Source organism: Yersinia alsatica, assembly GCF_902170305.1.
GTDB lineage: Bacteria > Pseudomonadota > Gammaproteobacteria > Enterobacterales > Enterobacteriaceae > Yersinia > Yersinia alsatica.
The window spans coordinates 34,334-50,308 of record NZ_CABHWW010000006.1; the positions used below are offsets into that span (position 1 = coordinate 34,334).

Consider the following 15,975-nt stretch of genomic DNA (forward strand, 5'->3'; position numbering starts at 1 on the left):
ACGTGTTTTAGCGGCAATTTCTAAAGGGTTAGGGGAGAAACGGAATGCATAAACAGTTTGCCCGGATCATTGGCATATTTTTCTTATTAGGTCTGCTGGCTCCACTGAGTTGGGCTACCACACCAGCGTGGCGACCACTGGCAGAAACTATTCACAAGAGTGAACATGACCTGCGTAAATATCAGGCGATAAAATTGCTCAATGGTATGACAGTGTTGCTGGTCTCTGATGAACAAGCACCTAAGTCTTTGGCGGCTATAGCATTGCCCGTTGGATCACTGGAAGATCCCAATAATCAACTAGGGTTAGCCCATTACTTAGAACACATGTTGCTGATGGGATCTAAGCGCTTCCCTGAACCCGGTAGTTTCTCTGAGTTTTTGAAAAAACACGGCGGTAGCCATAATGCGAGTACCGCTTCTTACCGAACAGCCTTCTATCTTGAAATTGAAAATGATGCACTGGCCCCCGCGGTTGACCGCCTGGCAGATGCCATTGCAGAGCCTCTGCTAGACCCAATTAATGCTGATCGTGAACGTAATGCGGTGAACGCAGAATTGACAATGGCCCGCTCCCGCGATGGTATGCGCATGGCGCAAGTTAATGCCGAAACCCTTAATCCTGCTCACCCGAGTGCACGTTTCTCGGGGGGGAATCTGGATACCCTCAAAGATAAGCCAGATGGCAAACTACATGATGAGCTGTTGAGCTTCTATCATCATTACTATTCAGCCAATTTGATGGTGGGTGTGCTGTATAGCAATCAATCTTTGGAGCAGTTAGCCCAGTTAGCGGCAGATACTTTTGGCCGTATTCCTAATCGGGATGCAAAAGTGCCACCGATTACTGTCCCTGTTGTCACTCCCGATCAAACCGGCATCATCATTCATTATGTCCCGGCCCAACCGCGTAAACAGTTGAAAGTCGAGTTTCGTATTGACAACAACAGTGCAGAATTCCGCAGCAAAACAGACACCTATATTAGCTATTTGATTGGGAATCGCAGCAAAGATACCTTGTCTGACTGGCTGCAAAAACAGGGGTTAGCCGATGCCATCAATGCTGGTGCTGATCCAATGGTCGATAGAAATGGGGGAGTGTTCTCCATTTCAGTATCACTTACCGACAAAGGCCTGGCGAAACGTGACGTGGTGGTGGCAGCCATTTTTGACTACATCAACATGCTGCACCAAGATGGCATTAAGAAGAGTTATTTCGATGAAATTGCCCATGTATTGAATCTGGATTTCCGTTATCCCTCTATCACGCGGGATATGGATTACATCGAGTGGTTGGTGGATATGATGCTGCGCGTGCCTGTCGCACACGTACTTGATGCCCCTTATTTGGCTGACCATTATGACCCGAAAGCCATTGCCGCCCGGCTGGCTGAAATGACGCCAGAAAATGCTCGAATCTGGTTCGTCAGCCCAGATGAACCGCACAACAAAGTGGCCTATTTTGTTGATGCCCCTTATCAGGTCGATAAAATCAGCCCGCAAGAGATGCAAGAATGGCAACAATTGGGGAAAGGCATCCAACTGAGTCTACCGGCACTTAACCCCTATATTCCGGATGATTTCTCTTTAATCAAAGTCGATAAAAATATAACTCGGCCGCAAAAAGTGGCAGAGCAACCGGGGTTGCGGGTGTTCTATATGCCAAGCCAATATTTTGCTGACGAACCCAAAGCTGATATCACGGTCGCTTTCCGTAATCCACATGCGCTGGACACTGCCCGCCATCAGGTGCTGTTTGCTCTAACTGATTATCTGGCTGGCCTGTCACTTGATGAACTGAGTTATCAGGCCTCAATCGGCGGGATCAGCTTCTCGACGGCACCCAATAATGGCCTGTATGCCACTGCCAATGGCTTCACACAGCGGATGCCACAGCTACTCGCTTCTTTGGTTGAAGGTTATTCCGGCTTTACACCAACAGAAGATCAATTAGCTCAGGCCAAGTCTTGGTATCGTGAGCAACTGGAAGTTGCAGAGAAAGGCAAAGCTTATGAGCTGGCCATTCAGCCAGCCAAGTTACTCTCTCATGTTCCTTATGCAGAACGCAGTGAGCGGCGCAAATTGCTGGACACTATTAGTGTGCAGGATATCGTGACCTATCGTGATGCTTTGCTTAAACAATCTGCAATAGAAGTTTTGGCCGTCGGCAACATGACCGCACCACAAGTGACTGAGCTGGCTGAATCGCTGAAAAAACAACTCAGTTTGACCGGCACGACTTGGTGGACGGGTGAGGATGTGGTGGTTGATAAGGCTCAGCTAGCCAATATGGAACGGCTTGGCAGCAGCTCAGATGCTGCATTGGCGGCGGTCTACATTCCTACCGGTTATAGCGAGATTAAGGGGATGGCGTACAGTGCTTTGCTGGGGCAAATTGTTCAGCCATGGTTCTATGATCAACTACGTACGGAAGAGCAACTTGGCTATGCGGTATTTGCCTTCCCAATGTCGGTTGGCCGTCAGTGGGGCTTGGGCTTCTTACTGCAAAGCAACAGCAAGCAACCTGATTATCTTTATCAGCGCTATTTGGCCTTCTATCCACAGGCTGAAAAGCGTCTGCGTGACATGAAATCCGCTGATTTTGAACAATATAAGCAGGGGCTAATCAACCAATTACTGCAACGTCCACAAACACTGGATGAAGAAGCTAGCCGTTACAGTAATGATTTCAATCGTAATAATTTTGCGTTTGATAGCCGCGAGAAAATGATTGCTCAGGTGAAGCTACTGACTAACACGGCGTTGGCAGACTTCTTCCAGCAAGCGGTTATCAAGCCGCAAGGTTTGGCGCTGCTTTCTCAAGTTAAAGGCTTAGGGCAAACCGCTGGCGGGTATGCGGAGCTTAAAGGGTGGACGACGTATCCAACAACGTCTGCCTTGCAGGCAACTTTACCGCAGAAGGTATTGGCTCCATGACATCAATGACTCCTCAGCGGCTGGAGCCGCTAACGCTGCCCTTGTATGGAGAGAGGCTGATTGAAGCCTCAGCCGGTACTGGTAAAACTTTTACCATTGGGGTGCTTTATCTCAGATTATTGCTGGGCTTAGGTGGAGAGGCAGCATTTAGCCGCCCTCTGATGGTAGAGGAGATCCTGGTGGTGACCTTTACCGAGGCGGCAACTGAAGAGTTAAGGGGGCGAATCCGCGACAATATTCATGGGTTGCGCATCGCGTGCGTGCGGGGAGTCAGTGATGATCCAATGCATAAAGCTTTACTTGCTGAAATTACCGATCTGGGCGAGGCCGCAGTACAATTGCTGGCGGCCGAGCGCCAAATGGATGAAGCGGCAATTTACACCATTCATGGCTTCTGTCAGCGAATGCTGGCGAACAATGCATTTGAGTCTGGCATTTTATTTGAGCAAACATTGGTGCAAGACGAACTGCCACTACGCAGGCAAGCTTGTGCCGATTTTTGGCGGCGTCACTGTTATCCGCTCCCATTGACGATCGCTCGGGCGGTCAGTCAAGAATGGAGTGGCCCGGAAGCTCTGCTTAAAGACCTTGCTGCTTATTTACAGGGTGAGACGCCTAAATTTCGCCAAGCACCCGGTGAAGATGAAACGATACTCAGCCGGCACCAACAAATTGTGGTGCAAATTGATGCGGTTAAAGAGCAGTGGCGTGCTGCTGCCCATGAGTTAGAGGCTTTGATTAGTGGTTCTGGTGTCGATAAGCGCAGCTACAGCAGTAAACATTTGCCTAACTGGTTAGAAAAAGTCGGTATTTGGGCAGCACAAGAAACCGGTGACTACCAATTACCCAAAGAGCTGGAAAAATTTCGCCAGTCAGTATTATTGGAAAAAACCAAAAAAGGAGCCGCCCCCCAGCATGCTCTATTCAGTGTAATAGACCGAATATATGAACAACCGCTGACACTAAGAGATCTGATTTTAGCCAGAGCCATCAGTGAGATACGCACCTCCGTTCAGCAGGAAAAACGGCAGCGAGCAGAGCTGGGGTTTGATGACCTGCTCAGCAAACTGGATGCGGCATTACAGCAACCGGGTGGGGAGTTATTGGCTCAAGCTATCCGTACTCGTTATCCCGTAGCCATGATTGATGAGTTCCAGGATACCGATCCGCAACAATATCGTATTTTCCACACGCTGTACGGCGGACAAGGTGACTGTGGCCTATTGCTGATCGGCGATCCTAAACAGGCTATTTATGCATTCCGTGGTGCCGATATTTTTACCTATATTCGTGCCCGTTCAGAAGTAAGTGCCCACTACACACTAGAGACAAACTGGCGTTCATCTTTCCCGATGGTGCAATCAGTAAACAGGCTATTTAGTTTGGTCAAAGTCCCTTTCTTATTTGAGCAAATCCCGTTTATAAATGTGGCGCCTGCAGAAAAAAATAGTCAGCTATCATTTGAAATAAAAGGGAAAAAACAACCTGCGCTCTCTTTCTGGCTACAGCCAGGAGAAGGGGTTGGTGTGAGTGAATATCAACAATTAATGGCGCGACAGTGCGCAGCTCAAATTCGTGACTGGTTAACTGCGGGTCAGCAAGGGCTGGCTCAATTAGTGACCGCCAAAGGTGCAAGGCCGGTTCAGGCATCTGATATAACCATATTGGTACGTAGCCGGGCAGAGGCGGCATTGGTGCGAGATGCACTGAGTGCGTTGGCTATCCCATCGGTTTATTTGTCTAATCGTGACAGCGTATTCGACACCACGGAAGCCAAAGACTTGCTGTGGCTATTGCAGGCGGTGCTTGCTCCTGAACAGGAACGGACATTACGCAGCGCTATGGCGACTGGAATATTGGGGCTGGATGCCCAAATGTTGGATGCATTAAATCACGATGAGCGGGCTTGGGATGCTTTGGTGGATGAATTCGATGGCTATCGCCAGCATTGGCAGCGTCGTGGTGTGCTGCCAATGCTGCGGGAGGTTATGGCGCACCGCCATTTAGCGGAAAACCTGCTAGCTACCCCCGGCGGGGAAAGGCGGCTAACAGACGTGCTACATCTGGGGGAGTTATTGCAAGAGGCTGCATCACAGCTTGATAGTGAGCACGCACTAATCCGCTGGTTGGCACAACAAATAGCACAGCCAAATCATCAGTCAGATAACCAGCAATTGCGTTTGGAAAGTGACCGCCATTTAGTACAAGTTATTACTATCCATAAATCGAAAGGGCTGGAATATCCATTGGTATGGCTGCCTTTTGTGGGGAATTTCCGCCAGCAACAGGATGTGCTCTACCATGATCGCCACAGCTTTGAAGCATTGCTTGACCTCAATGCGGATGAAGAGAGTCAGGCTCTGGCGGAAGAAGAGCGTCTGGCGGAAGACCTGCGGTTATTATACGTGGCACTTACCCGCGCGGTTTATCATTGCAGCGTGGGTATTGCTCCGCTGATTAAAGGCGGGCGAAAAAAGCAGGGTGATAGTGACATGCACCTTAGTGCATTAGGCTATTTGGTGCAGCAAGGGCAAGCTGGAGATGCACAGTATCTGGCTGACAAACTTGCAGAGCTAACTACATTGGCTGCGGGCGATATTGCTGTATCGACTGCAGGGCAACTGAATGAAACACCTTGGCAACCGCAACCGGAAGCGTTGCCAGCTCTAGCGGCGCGTCAGTTTAGCCGACAGATACACGATTATTGGCGAGTCACCAGCTATTCCGGCCTACAGCAGCATGGTTCCAGTAAAAACGGTATATCACCAGTATTAAATGTGCCATTACAAGAGTTATTACCCCGGCTGGACACCGATGCTGCGGGTGAACAAGCAGTAATAACCGAGAACCTCTTAACGCCTCATACTTTCCCGCGCGGTGCTGCGCCGGGTACTTTCCTGCATGACCTACTTGAACCTTTGGATTTTAGCCAACCCATTGATCAAGAATGGCTTACCGAACAATTACAGCAGCAGGGCTTTGGTGAGCAATGGTCACCCATGCTACATCAGTGGCTAAACGAGATTGTACAAGTCCCGCTGAATGAAACGGGTGTGACGCTGGCGGGGCTAACGCCACAGAGCAAGCAGGCGGAATTACAATTTTACCTGCCGATCGACGCGCTGCTACAAGCGCGAGAGTTAGACGCCTTAATCAAGCACTATGACCCACTTTCTCGCCAGTGTCCGGTATTGGATTTTCAGCAAGTTAGAGGGATGCTTAAAGGATTTATTGACTTGGTTTTCTGCTGGCAAGGCAAATATTACTTACTGGATTACAAGTCTAACTGGTTGGGTGAAGACAGCAGTGCTTATACCGCTGAAGCGATGACCCAAGCCATGGCTGAGCATCGCTATGACCTGCAATATCAACTATATACTCTGGCTTTACACCGCTATCTGCGTCATCGGTTAGCGAATTATGATTATCAACGTGACTTTGGTGGCGTCATCTATCTCTTCCTGCGTGGAGTCGATAAGCAGCATCCGGGTAACGGTATTTTTAGCTGCCGCCCAGAATGGGAGCTGATTGAAGGAATGGACAATCTATTCAGTGGTCGTGCTTTTGAGCTGCAATTCAGTGATGAAGGTGGCTCCGCCTCGATAGATGAGAGGGACGCAATATGATGGCGTTACTGGATCAGGCGGTTCGTGACCACTTACTACGCCCGCTGGATGTTCAGTTCTCGCGCATGATTGCCGGTGAAGACAATCCCATGCTGCAATTGGCTGCCGCTATTCTCAGTGCTGAAGCTGGAGCTGGGCATGTGTGTCTGCCACTAAGCTACTTGCAGCCGGATGAGCTATTTGGTGGTCGACAGCCGGGCTTATCACAAGCACTGTGGCAGACGGCGGGTTCGCCTGATAAATTGCTTTGGATTCAAGCTCTAAATAGTTCTCCAGCGGTCAGTGATGGTACGCGGCCAACGCCATTAGTTTTGCAAAATGACCGTTTGTATCTGCAACGAATGTGGCAATACGAAGGGGATGTCGTGCGCTTTATTGCCAGTGATAATGCCGCTTCATTCATTACTGAAACTAGAGTCGTCAACGAAACATTGCTGCGAGAAACTCTCGATGGTCTATTTGGGCAGTCTGGCCCTGAAGTTGACTGGCAAAAAGTGGCAGCTGCGGTGGCTGCAACCCGTCGAATTTCCGTGATTTCTGGTGGACCGGGTACCGGAAAAACCACTACAGTCGCCAAGTTATTGACCGCACTGATACAACTTAGCCAAGGGCAACGTTTACGTATCCAACTTGCCGCCCCGACCGGTAAGGCTGCGGCGCGCTTGACTGAGTCTCTGGGCAATGCCATTCGGCAACTGCCATTGATTGATAATGAACGTAAGCTATTTCCTGACCAGGCATCCACATTACACCGCCTGCTGGGGGCTCAGCCTAACAGTCAGCGGCTGCGCTATCACCGAGGTAATCCATTAAACCTTGATGTGCTGGTAGTTGATGAAGCTTCCATGGTGGATTTGCCCATGATGGCGCGGCTTATTGCTGCACTACCAGCCAAGGCTCAAGTAATTTTTCTTGGTGATCGAGACCAACTAGCGTCGGTTGAGGCGGGGGCGGTGCTGGGGGATATTTGCCGCTTTGCCGAGCTGGGCTATAGCGCAGCGCGAGCTGAACAATTAGCGCGCTTAACAGGATGCACACTGAGCGGGAATATATCCATTGGTGATGTACAAACTGACGCAGTTAATGTCCGTGATAGCCTGTGTTTGCTGCGTAAAAGCTATCGCTTCGATGAGAAATCCGGCATTGGGCAACTCGCCTTGGCTGTTAATGCTGGCAAGTATCACCATGCATTATCTGTTTTAAACGGCACATATTCTGATATCGAACGTTTCTCTTTGGCTGATGCCGATGATTATCAAGTATTGCTGGAAGACTGTGCTACTGGTTATCAGCACTATCTTCAACTGGCGACCACCGGCGCGCATGCCGCTGATGTGTTGGCGGCATTTGGCCGTTATCAGCTGCTGTGCGCATTACGTACCGGGCCATTTGGTGTCAGTGGTTTAAATGAGCGGATTGAGCAGCTATTACATCGCAAACGGCTAATTGAACGCTCCCCTGGGCCATCAGGGCGCTGGTATGTTGGTCGACCAGTGATGATTGGGTTAAATGACAGTGCGCTTGGTTTATTCAACGGTGATATTGGTATTGCTTTAATTGATTCTGAGGGAGAGCTGCGGGTACATTTCCAATTACCCGATGGCAACATAAAGTCAGTACAACCCAGCCGCCTTCCCAGCCATGAAACCGCCTATGCGATGACTGTACATAAATCTCAGGGGTCGGAGTTTGAACATACCGCGTTGGTATTACCCAATACTTTTATGCCAGTGTTAACCCGAGAGTTGGTCTATACCGCAATTACTCGAGCGCGTCAGCGCTTAACGCTGTATTGCAGTGATGGGGTGCTGGGGAGTGCAATTCGCACACCAACACTTCGTCTGAGTGGATTAGTCGATCGCTTGAATGAGCTGAAGAAATAAAACTAAGGGGGCAATAGCCCCCTTGATGTCATTAATGACCCGCTACAAATCAGCCAGCAGAATTTTTGAGCGGCGCTGATAGTTATACAGTTCCTGCTTCAGAATCGGTAAAACCTCAACTTCTGCCGGAGTAAAACCACGTTCCTGGAACCAATGAATGCTGCGGGTGGTTAACACAAACAGTTTTTTAAGCCCCATCTGCCGTGCCTGATTAGCAACTCGCTTGAGTAGCATTTCGCCGCGGGAAGAGCTGCGATAATCGGGATGCACTGCCACACAAGCCATCTCTCCGATTTGCTCCTCAGGGAATGGATACAGTGCCGCGCAAGCAATAGTCAGATTATCTCGCTCAATAATGGTGAACTTATCGATCTCCATCTCAAGTTGTTCGCGCGAACGACGTACCAATATTCCTTGCTGCTCGAGTGGGCGGATCAGCTCCAAGATACCGCCAATATCATTAATGGTGGCGCGGCGAACTTGCTCAGCGCTCTCCATAACAATCTGGGTACCGATACCGTCGCGGGAGAACAGTTCTTGCACCAGTGCCCCATCTTCTTGATAACTCAGTAAATGGCTGCGGCGCACACCACTGCGGCAAGCTTTCACTGCGCCACGCAGAAAACGCACTGTCCCCGAGTTGTAATCACCTTCCTGTTCCAGATCTTCAATCCGTTTTTGCGCGTCGTTGGGGAACAGTTCTGAAATAATATTGCCTTCAATGTCTGTCACCCCTTGGGATGAGCAGAAGCCGATCATTTTTTCGGCTTTCAGTTTGATGGCCAACTGAGTAGCCACTTCTTCAGATGTCAGATTAAAGCTCTCGCCGGTAACCGACACGGCAACGGGCCCCAATAACACAATAGCGCCATTATCCAACTGGCGATGGATAGCTTCCTCATCAATCCGGCGAATACGCCCGCTATGGCAATAATCAACACCATCATCCACCCCCAGAGGTTGGGCAATGATAAAGTTGCCGCTGACGACATTAATATGCGCCCCTTGCAGTGGAGTGTTATTCAGGCTCATCGATAATCTTGCCGTAATATCCAACTGCAATAAGCCGGCAGCCTGTTTAACCATTTCCAACGTGCGGGCATCGGTCACCCGGGTATGCTTATGATAAATAGGTTCGTAGTGATGCTGGGCCAAATTGGCGTCGATTTGGGGACGGGCGCCATAGACCACGACCAGCCGAATCCCTAGGCTATGCAATAACCCTATATCGTTGACGATGCTTGAGAAGTTTTCATGCTCAATCGCCTCGCCCCCCAGCATGACAACAAATGTCTTGCCGCGGTGCGCATTAATATAGGGAACTGAGTGGCGAAACCCTTGGACCAGTTCAGTACTACGTTCCTTCACGGCAGACCCTCTTTGAATTTTTATTCGGTATTTTTGTATTTTTATTCTTTTTTGATCAAGATGGCAAGCAGGAAATTGCTATTAAATGCATATGTATGGCACATGCTCATTAATAAATTGAATAACATAAAAATGTTTTTCTGATGACAGCTGGGGGTCGATTAGTTAAAGTTTTTCCTCATGAATTTTTTTTGTTCGATTTTTATTCATATTTTGGTAGTGACTTTGGAGTTACATGGCAGATTCAAATCATAATGTTAGGCGTCGCCGTCTACTACAAGGTGCCGCCGCAGCCTGGATGTTAAGTGTCACCCGGGTTGGATTTGCTGCTTCCTCTCATATCATCGCAGTAAGGGTTTGGCCCTCTTCAACTTATACCCGGGTAACACTGGAATCCAATACGCCGCTTAAGTATCGTCAGTTCGCGCTAAAAAATCCGGATCGGATTGTGGTGGATATTGAAGGCGTACATCTGAATAGCGTATTAAAAGAAATCAGTAGTCAGGTGCAGTCCGGCGATCCCTACCTGAAGCAGGCACGAGTAGGGCAGTTTGATAAAAATACTGTCCGGCTGGTGTTGGAGTTGAAGCAAAGTATCAGCCCGCAATTATTTACCCTTAAGCCCTTCGCTGAGTTTAAAAACCGCTTGGTAGTCGATTTATATCCGCAAGAGGGCACAACTTCGGCAGAGGATGACCCACTGCTGGCTCTTTTAGAGGATTACAATAAGGGTAATGTGGAGCGCACTTTGCCCGCTGAAGCGCCAAAAGCGGGTAAAGCAGGGCGGGACAGGCCGATTGTTATCATGCTAGACCCCGGGCATGGTGGGGAAGATCCCGGTGCTATTGGTCGAAATAAAACCCGTGAAAAAGATATTGTGTTGCAAATCGCCCGCCGGTTGCAGGCATTAATAAAAAAAGAATCGAATATGCGGGTGTTTATGACCCGTAATGAAGATGTCTTTATCCCACTGAAAGTGCGGGTCGCTAAAGCCCGTAAGCTGCGTGCGGATTTATTCATTTCGATTCATGCCGATGCCTTTACCAATCGAGCCGCCAGAGGCTCCTCTGTGTTTGCGTTATCGACCAAAGGGGCAACCAGTACTGCGGCGCGTTTCTTGGCCCAGACACAGAACGAAGCCGACCAGATTGGTGGGGTCAGCAAGAGTGGGGATCGCTATCTGGACCATACCATGATTGATTTGCTGCAAACGGCGACTATCAATGACAGCCTGAAATTTGGCAAAGAAGTGCTGAATCGCATGGGGAAAATTAACAAACTTCACAAGAATAGTGTCGATCAGGCTGGTTTTGCCGTATTGAAAGCACCTGATATTCCGTCAATTTTGGTTGAAACGGCCTTTATCAGTAATTTGGAAGAAGAGCGAAAATTACGCACCAGCCAGTTTCAGCAGCAAATTGCCGAATCTATTTTTGCTGGAATCAAAGCTTACTTTGCTAATGGCGGGGCGATGGCTCGGGTTTAGTCAGATTGATTGATATCAGCAGGGGCAGGATAGCCCTTGCTGGTAAGGGCTGGTGATAATGAGAAAGCCAGAAACAAAAAAACACCCTTGAGGGTGTCTTATGGTGATAAAAAAATGATTAAGAATTGGTTGCGGGGGCCGGATTTGAACCGACGACCTTCGGGTTATGAGCCCGACGAGCTACCAGGCTGCTCCACCCCGCGTCCGATTGAGCGCACTATACTCTGGATGAGATCTGTTGCAAGTAGTTTTGCCACTTAATTATGGTAAATAGAGTTTTTCGATTAATTTATCAACTATCTGTTTCCTTTTTCCCCACAACGCTGTCAGGGGATTTTTTTCTAGCTGCTGATTCCTTTATCCATAGGCGTTTGTTATCGTTCGCCGGTAGATAAAATAAGTAAGAGAAGGCGTGAAATGACAAGTCGTTGGGGCAAATACCTACTGAGTGGAATAATGATTGCCGTTCTGGCTGGTTGCCAATCGCGGCCAACTGATCGTGGGCAACAGTATAAGGATGGGCGTCTGGAGCAATCACTGGAGCTGGTGAATGAGCCTAACGCGACAGGTAAGCCAGTCAACGCTAAAGATTATTCTGATCAGGTGAAGGTGATTAACCAATCTTCACCGGGTCTCTATAGCCGCAATAGCAATACTTTCAATGCGGTGCAAAACTGGATGTTGGCAGGGGCTGATACCAGTAAGTTAAGTCTGTTTGGTTTGAATGCCTATCAGATGGAAGGGGTAGATAATTTCGGTAATGTGCAATTTACCGGCTACTACACCCCGGTGCTTCAAGCCCGCTATACACCACAAGGTGAATTCCGCCATCCACTTTATCGTATGCCAGCTAAAGGAAAGCGCCGCTTACCTGATCGCGCTGCTATATATGCAGGTGCACTGGATAACAACAAATTAGCTATTGCCTACACCAATTCGCTAGTCGATAACTTTATGATGGAAGTACAGGGCAGCGGTTATGTTGATTATGGCGATGGCCGACCACTGACTTTCTTCGGTTATGCCGGTAAAAATGGCCATGCTTACCGCAGTATTGGTAAGGTGCTGATTGATCGTGGGGAAGTGGCGAAAGCAGATATGTCGATGCAAGCCATTCGCCACTGGGCTGAAACCCACAGTGAAGCTGAAGTCAGAGAGTTATTAGAGCAGAATCCGTCCTTTGTCTTCTTCAAACCGGAAATGTATGCGCCAGTGAAAGGGGCCAGTGCGGTGCCTTTGATTGCTAAAGCTTCGGTTGCCTCGGATCGTTCATTGATTCCACCGGGCACCACATTGTTGGCTGAAGTACCTTTGTTGGATAATCAGGGGAAATTTACCGGCCAATATCAGATGCGGTTGATGGTCGCACTGGATGTGGGCGGTGCAATTAAAGGCCAACATTTTGATATTTATCAGGGTATTGGGCATGAAGCTGGCCAAGCTGCTGGTTTCTACAATCATTATGGCCGCGTTTGGGTACTGAAAAATGCCCAAAGCAGTGGGCCACTGTTTACTGCTTATCAAGCTGGCAGCAAAGCCGCACCAACCGGTAATGGTTCTTCGTTGTTGGTGAGTAATCAGGGCCAGTAAATATCCCCCAACGACTTGAAGCTACAGAAGAGTTAACCGTAGCTTTAGGTTATTTGGCTATGGATGCTATTTTTCCTCGGCGGCCAACTGGCCGCTTTTGCATTAGTATTATTTTTCAAAGTCATGAAGGTAACAAGTTTATGAGCACAGCCTATTCCGAAGCTTACCAACAGCGATTTGGTGGCATTGCTCGCCTATATGGGCAGCAGGCACTGACGCTTTTTTCACAGGCACATGTCTGTGTCATCGGTATTGGTGGCGTGGGTTCATGGGCGGCAGAGGCACTGGCGCGTACCGGTATTGGCGCAATTACATTAATTGATATGGATGATGTTTGTGTCACCAATACCAATCGGCAAATCCATGCCTTACGGAACAATGTTGGGCAGGCTAAAACCGAAGTCATGGCAGAGCGAATTCGGGCGATTAATCCAGAATGTCGAGTAACCTGTATCGACGATTTTATTACTGCGGATAATGTTGCTGAGCTATTAGATAACAACTTTAGCTATGTTATTGATGCAATTGACAGTGTACGGCCAAAAGCCGCGCTACTGTCTTATTGTCGCCGCTATAAAATCCCGGTGGTGACGACCGGCGGCGCTGGTGGGCAAATCGACCCAACCCGCATTGAAGTGGTGGATCTGGCGAAAACGATTCAAGATCCACTGGCGGCAAAGTTGCGTGAAAGGCTGAAAAGCGACTTTAATGTGGTGAAAAACAGCAAAGGCAAGCTGGGGATCGACTGTGTTTTTTCCAGCGAACCATTAGTTTACCCACAAAGTGATGGTTCGGTCTGTGCTTCCCGCAGCACAGCTGAAGGGCCGAAAAAGATGGATTGCACTTCAGGTTTTGGCTCGGCAACTATGGTTACCGCCACCTTTGGCTTTGTCGCGGTATCACATGCATTGAAAAAGATGATGGCAAAAGCCGCTCGTCAGGCGCAATAGCGACTCAGGTGCGCAGCTAACAACCCGGTAACTGCAATTAATCAGGGTATTGGGCGGCAATGGCTTGCACACCTTGCGCTAATGCCTGCAAACCACTGGCGCGCGAAGTGCTTAATTGCTGGCGCAGTCCTAATTGGTCGAACAGTGCCAGTGGGTCTTCATCCAATATCTGCTGTGGCGTTTTACCTTCCACAGCAGTCAGAATAACCGCTAATAACCCACGAACAATCCGGCCTTCACTGTCGCCGTAGAAATGCAAACTGCCGTCTGGCAGGCGCTCATGCCCAAGCCACACTCTGTTTTCACACCCCGTCAGCTCCAATTCATGCTGTTTTAATGACTCGGGCAATGGTGGGAGCTGCTTGGCCAGCAAAATTAACTGGCGATAACGATCTTCCCACTGTTTTTGGGCGCTGAATGTTTCCAGCAAATTAGCAGCAGTAATGTTATGGCCAAAGGGGTGTGGGGCAATCATCATCTTCTCATTTTATGTCTGGTTGATATTATTAAAACTTAATCTTGCAGTAACGCCAGAGCCTTGGTTATTGCAGAGCACAAGACTTCAACATCATGCTCGGTATTGTAAGGGGCGAATGATGCGCGCAAGCTACCACTCACTCCCAGTGCTGCCATCAATGGCTGGGCGCAATGTTGCCCGGCTCGGAGCGCGATGCCTTGTTCGGCCAGTAACGTCACTAGATCACTGTGGTGAACACCCTCAAATGTGAAGGCCAGTAAGCTTGATTGCTGACAACGGAAGCTGCGAAAACCCGGCAATTCAGCCAGCTTATTCTCGGCCAGCGTCGCCAAATTTTGGCTATAAGCCTCAGCTTCTTCCAGATCAATATGTTCAAGCCAACTGAGTACTGCGGATAAACCAATCACGCCCGCAATATTAGGGGTGCCTGCTTCAAAACGATAAGGGACTTCATGGGGAGTAAAACCACCAAATGAAGCCTGGGTTAGCATTTTGCCACCGCCTTGCCATGCGGGCATCTCTCGCAGTAATTCAGACTTGCCATACAGCACCCCAATGCCTGTTGGCCCATATAATTTATGAGCAGAAAAAGCATAAAAATCAATATCAAGAGCTTGAACATCCGCCGGGTTATGAACTACTCCTTGGGCACCATCTACCATGACCACACAATCATATTGATGGGCGAGTTCAATTGCCTGAGCCAATGGTGGGCTACCGCCGGTCACATTAGACATCTGCCCTAGCGCTAATAAGCGAGTTTTACTGTTGAGTAATTGCGGCAATAGCTGTAAATCGGGCAGATTATCCAGACCGATAGGTAACTTAATTATTCTGGCACCCGTTTGTTCGGCAACCATAAGCCAGGGTATTAAGTTCGCATGATGTTCTGCTTCACTGACAATAATTTCATCCCCAGCCTGTAGGCGAGGGCGAGCATAACTTTGTGCTACCAGATTAATTGCCTCGGTAGTGCCCCGCGTCCAAATGATATTCTCTGCTTCCGGCGCATTGATAAAGTCAGCCACCTGCTGGCGGGTTTCTTCAAAACGAACCGTCAGGGAGAGTGCGGATTGATGCTGGCTGCGGTGTACCGTCGCGGAATCTTGCTGATAAAACAACTGGGTAGCTTCAATCATGGCGCGCGGTTTCAGCGCCGTTGCCGCACTGTCCAGATAGATTATTTCATCATTAATTGCCGGGAATTCCTGGCGAAAATCCGTTGGATTAAAAGCCTTCATACTGTTGTTCGTATCCTTTGATTGGCTTCGGAACTGTCTCATTTTGCCCATAATTAGCCTACTAATGGCTCTGATGGCTGGAAATATGTCCTGAGCGAGTTATGCTGAATAGTAACGGACATAACCATTTGTCTGGTAATGGAAACGAGTTTTTCAGCATTTTAATCTGCAAGGAGTCACCCATGAAAAAGACAGCTGCCGTAATTTCTGCACTTATGCTCACTTTTACTTTAGCAGCCTGTTCAAGCAACTATGTTATGCACACTAATGATGGTCGCACTATCGTTGCTGATGGTAAACCTAAAGTAGATGATGAAACAGGGATGATAAGCTACACCGATGCTAACGGTACCGAACAGCAAATTAACCGTTCAGAAGTGAAAGAGATGGCCGAAGGTAATTAATTGATACCCTTAG

General features: G+C 48.7%; 10 protein-coding genes and 1 tRNA gene. 7 read left to right on the top strand and 4 right to left on the bottom strand.

All coding sequences use genetic code 11. The features are described 5' to 3' along the window. Window positions 1-44 precede the first annotated feature (44 nt). From ptrA to recD, 3 genes are read left to right on the top strand one after another with little or no spacing between them, the layout of a single operon-like run. The gene (gene ptrA, locus FTA96_RS01665; protein WP_145573068.1) at window positions 45-2,936 is read left to right on the top strand and encodes a pitrilysin; all 2,892 of its coding nucleotides are present in this window, start codon (window positions 45-47) and stop codon (window positions 2,934-2,936) included. Further along, window positions 2,933-6,562, top strand: coding sequence for an exodeoxyribonuclease V subunit beta (gene recB, locus FTA96_RS01670; RefSeq protein WP_235897409.1), 3,630 nt, complete (start codon window positions 2,933-2,935; stop codon window positions 6,560-6,562). The genes ptrA and recB overlap by 4 nt, the downstream gene beginning before the upstream one ends. Next, the gene (recD, locus tag FTA96_RS01675; protein WP_391592619.1) at window positions 6,562-8,445 is read left to right on the top strand and encodes an exodeoxyribonuclease V subunit alpha; all 1,884 of its coding nucleotides are present in this window, start codon (window positions 6,562-6,564) and stop codon (window positions 8,443-8,445) included. The genes recB and recD overlap by 1 nt, the downstream gene beginning before the upstream one ends. Before the next feature lie 42 nt (window positions 8,446-8,487). On the opposite strand, the gene argA is transcribed toward recD, so the two are convergent. Then, the gene (gene argA, locus FTA96_RS01680; protein ID WP_050109939.1) at window positions 8,488-9,813 is read right to left on the bottom strand and encodes an amino-acid N-acetyltransferase; all 1,326 of its coding nucleotides are present in this window, start codon (window positions 9,811-9,813) and stop codon (window positions 8,488-8,490) included. Between the two features lie 235 nt (window positions 9,814-10,048). Here argA and amiC point away from each other — a divergent pair, with 235 nt between their 5' ends. Next, the gene (amiC, locus tag FTA96_RS01685; RefSeq protein ID WP_050109938.1) at window positions 10,049-11,299 is read left to right on the top strand and encodes an N-acetylmuramoyl-L-alanine amidase AmiC; all 1,251 of its coding nucleotides are present in this window, start codon (window positions 10,049-10,051) and stop codon (window positions 11,297-11,299) included. Between the two features lie 126 nt (window positions 11,300-11,425). Here the strand turns inward: amiC and FTA96_RS01690 are convergent. Further along, window positions 11,426-11,502 (bottom strand) — tRNA-Met (locus FTA96_RS01690). A 214-nt stretch (window positions 11,503-11,716) separates the two neighbouring features. On the opposite strand from FTA96_RS01690, the gene mltA reads away from it, so the two are divergent. Both mltA and tcdA read left to right on the top strand, forming a co-directional pair. Then, window positions 11,717-12,889: a murein transglycosylase A gene (gene mltA / locus FTA96_RS01695; RefSeq protein WP_050109937.1), complete on the top strand. Its 1,173-nt coding sequence runs from the start codon at window positions 11,717-11,719 to the stop codon at window positions 12,887-12,889. A 140-nt stretch (window positions 12,890-13,029) separates the two neighbouring features. After that, window positions 13,030-13,839: a tRNA cyclic N6-threonylcarbamoyladenosine(37) synthase TcdA gene (gene tcdA, locus FTA96_RS01700; protein WP_050109965.1), complete on the top strand. Its 810-nt coding sequence runs from the start codon at window positions 13,030-13,032 to the stop codon at window positions 13,837-13,839. Between the two features lie 37 nt (window positions 13,840-13,876). Here tcdA and csdE read toward each other — a convergent pair whose 3' ends face one another. Both csdE and csdA read right to left on the bottom strand, forming a co-directional pair. Next, window positions 13,877-14,317 carry a cysteine desulfurase sulfur acceptor subunit CsdE gene (gene csdE / locus FTA96_RS01705; RefSeq protein WP_050109936.1) on the bottom strand — a complete coding sequence of 147 codons (441 nt, stop codon included), beginning with the start codon at window positions 14,315-14,317 and terminating at the stop codon, window positions 13,877-13,879. A 35-nt stretch (window positions 14,318-14,352) separates the two neighbouring features. Beyond that, window positions 14,353-15,558 (bottom strand): cysteine desulfurase CsdA, encoded by a 1,206-nt coding sequence (gene csdA / locus FTA96_RS01710; protein ID WP_050109935.1) that lies wholly within the window; start codon window positions 15,556-15,558, stop codon window positions 14,353-14,355. 182 nt (window positions 15,559-15,740) lie between these two features. Between csdA and FTA96_RS01715 the strand changes: the two genes are divergently transcribed. Continuing rightward, complete coding sequence (locus FTA96_RS01715; RefSeq protein WP_032910246.1) at window positions 15,741-15,962, top strand: YgdI/YgdR family lipoprotein; 222 nt, start codon at window positions 15,741-15,743, stop codon at window positions 15,960-15,962. The last annotated feature ends 13 nt before the right edge of the window (window positions 15,963-15,975 follow it).

What these genes read in the sequence shown, in the direction of transcription:
- tcdA (WP_050109965.1), top strand. Translation starts at nt 13,030, where the DNA reads ATGAGCACAGCCTATTCCGAAGCTTACCAACAGCGATTTGGTGGCATT.
- ptrA (WP_145573068.1), top strand. Translation starts at nt 45, where the DNA reads ATGCATAAACAGTTTGCCCGGATCATTGGCATATTTTTCTTATTAGGT.
- csdA (WP_050109935.1), bottom strand. Translation starts at nt 15,558, where the DNA reads ATGAAGGCTTTTAATCCAACGGATTTTCGCCAGGAATTCCCGGCAATT.
- recB (WP_235897409.1), top strand. Translation starts at nt 2,933, where the DNA reads ATGACATCAATGACTCCTCAGCGGCTGGAGCCGCTAACGCTGCCCTTG.
- mltA (WP_050109937.1), top strand. Translation starts at nt 11,717, where the DNA reads ATGACAAGTCGTTGGGGCAAATACCTACTGAGTGGAATAATGATTGCC.
- amiC (WP_050109938.1), top strand. Translation starts at nt 10,049, where the DNA reads ATGGCAGATTCAAATCATAATGTTAGGCGTCGCCGTCTACTACAAGGT.
- recD (WP_391592619.1), top strand. Translation starts at nt 6,562, where the DNA reads ATGGCGTTACTGGATCAGGCGGTTCGTGACCACTTACTACGCCCGCTG.
- FTA96_RS01715 (WP_032910246.1), top strand. Translation starts at nt 15,741, where the DNA reads ATGAAAAAGACAGCTGCCGTAATTTCTGCACTTATGCTCACTTTTACT.
- csdE (WP_050109936.1), bottom strand. Translation starts at nt 14,317, where the DNA reads ATGATGATTGCCCCACACCCCTTTGGCCATAACATTACTGCTGCTAAT.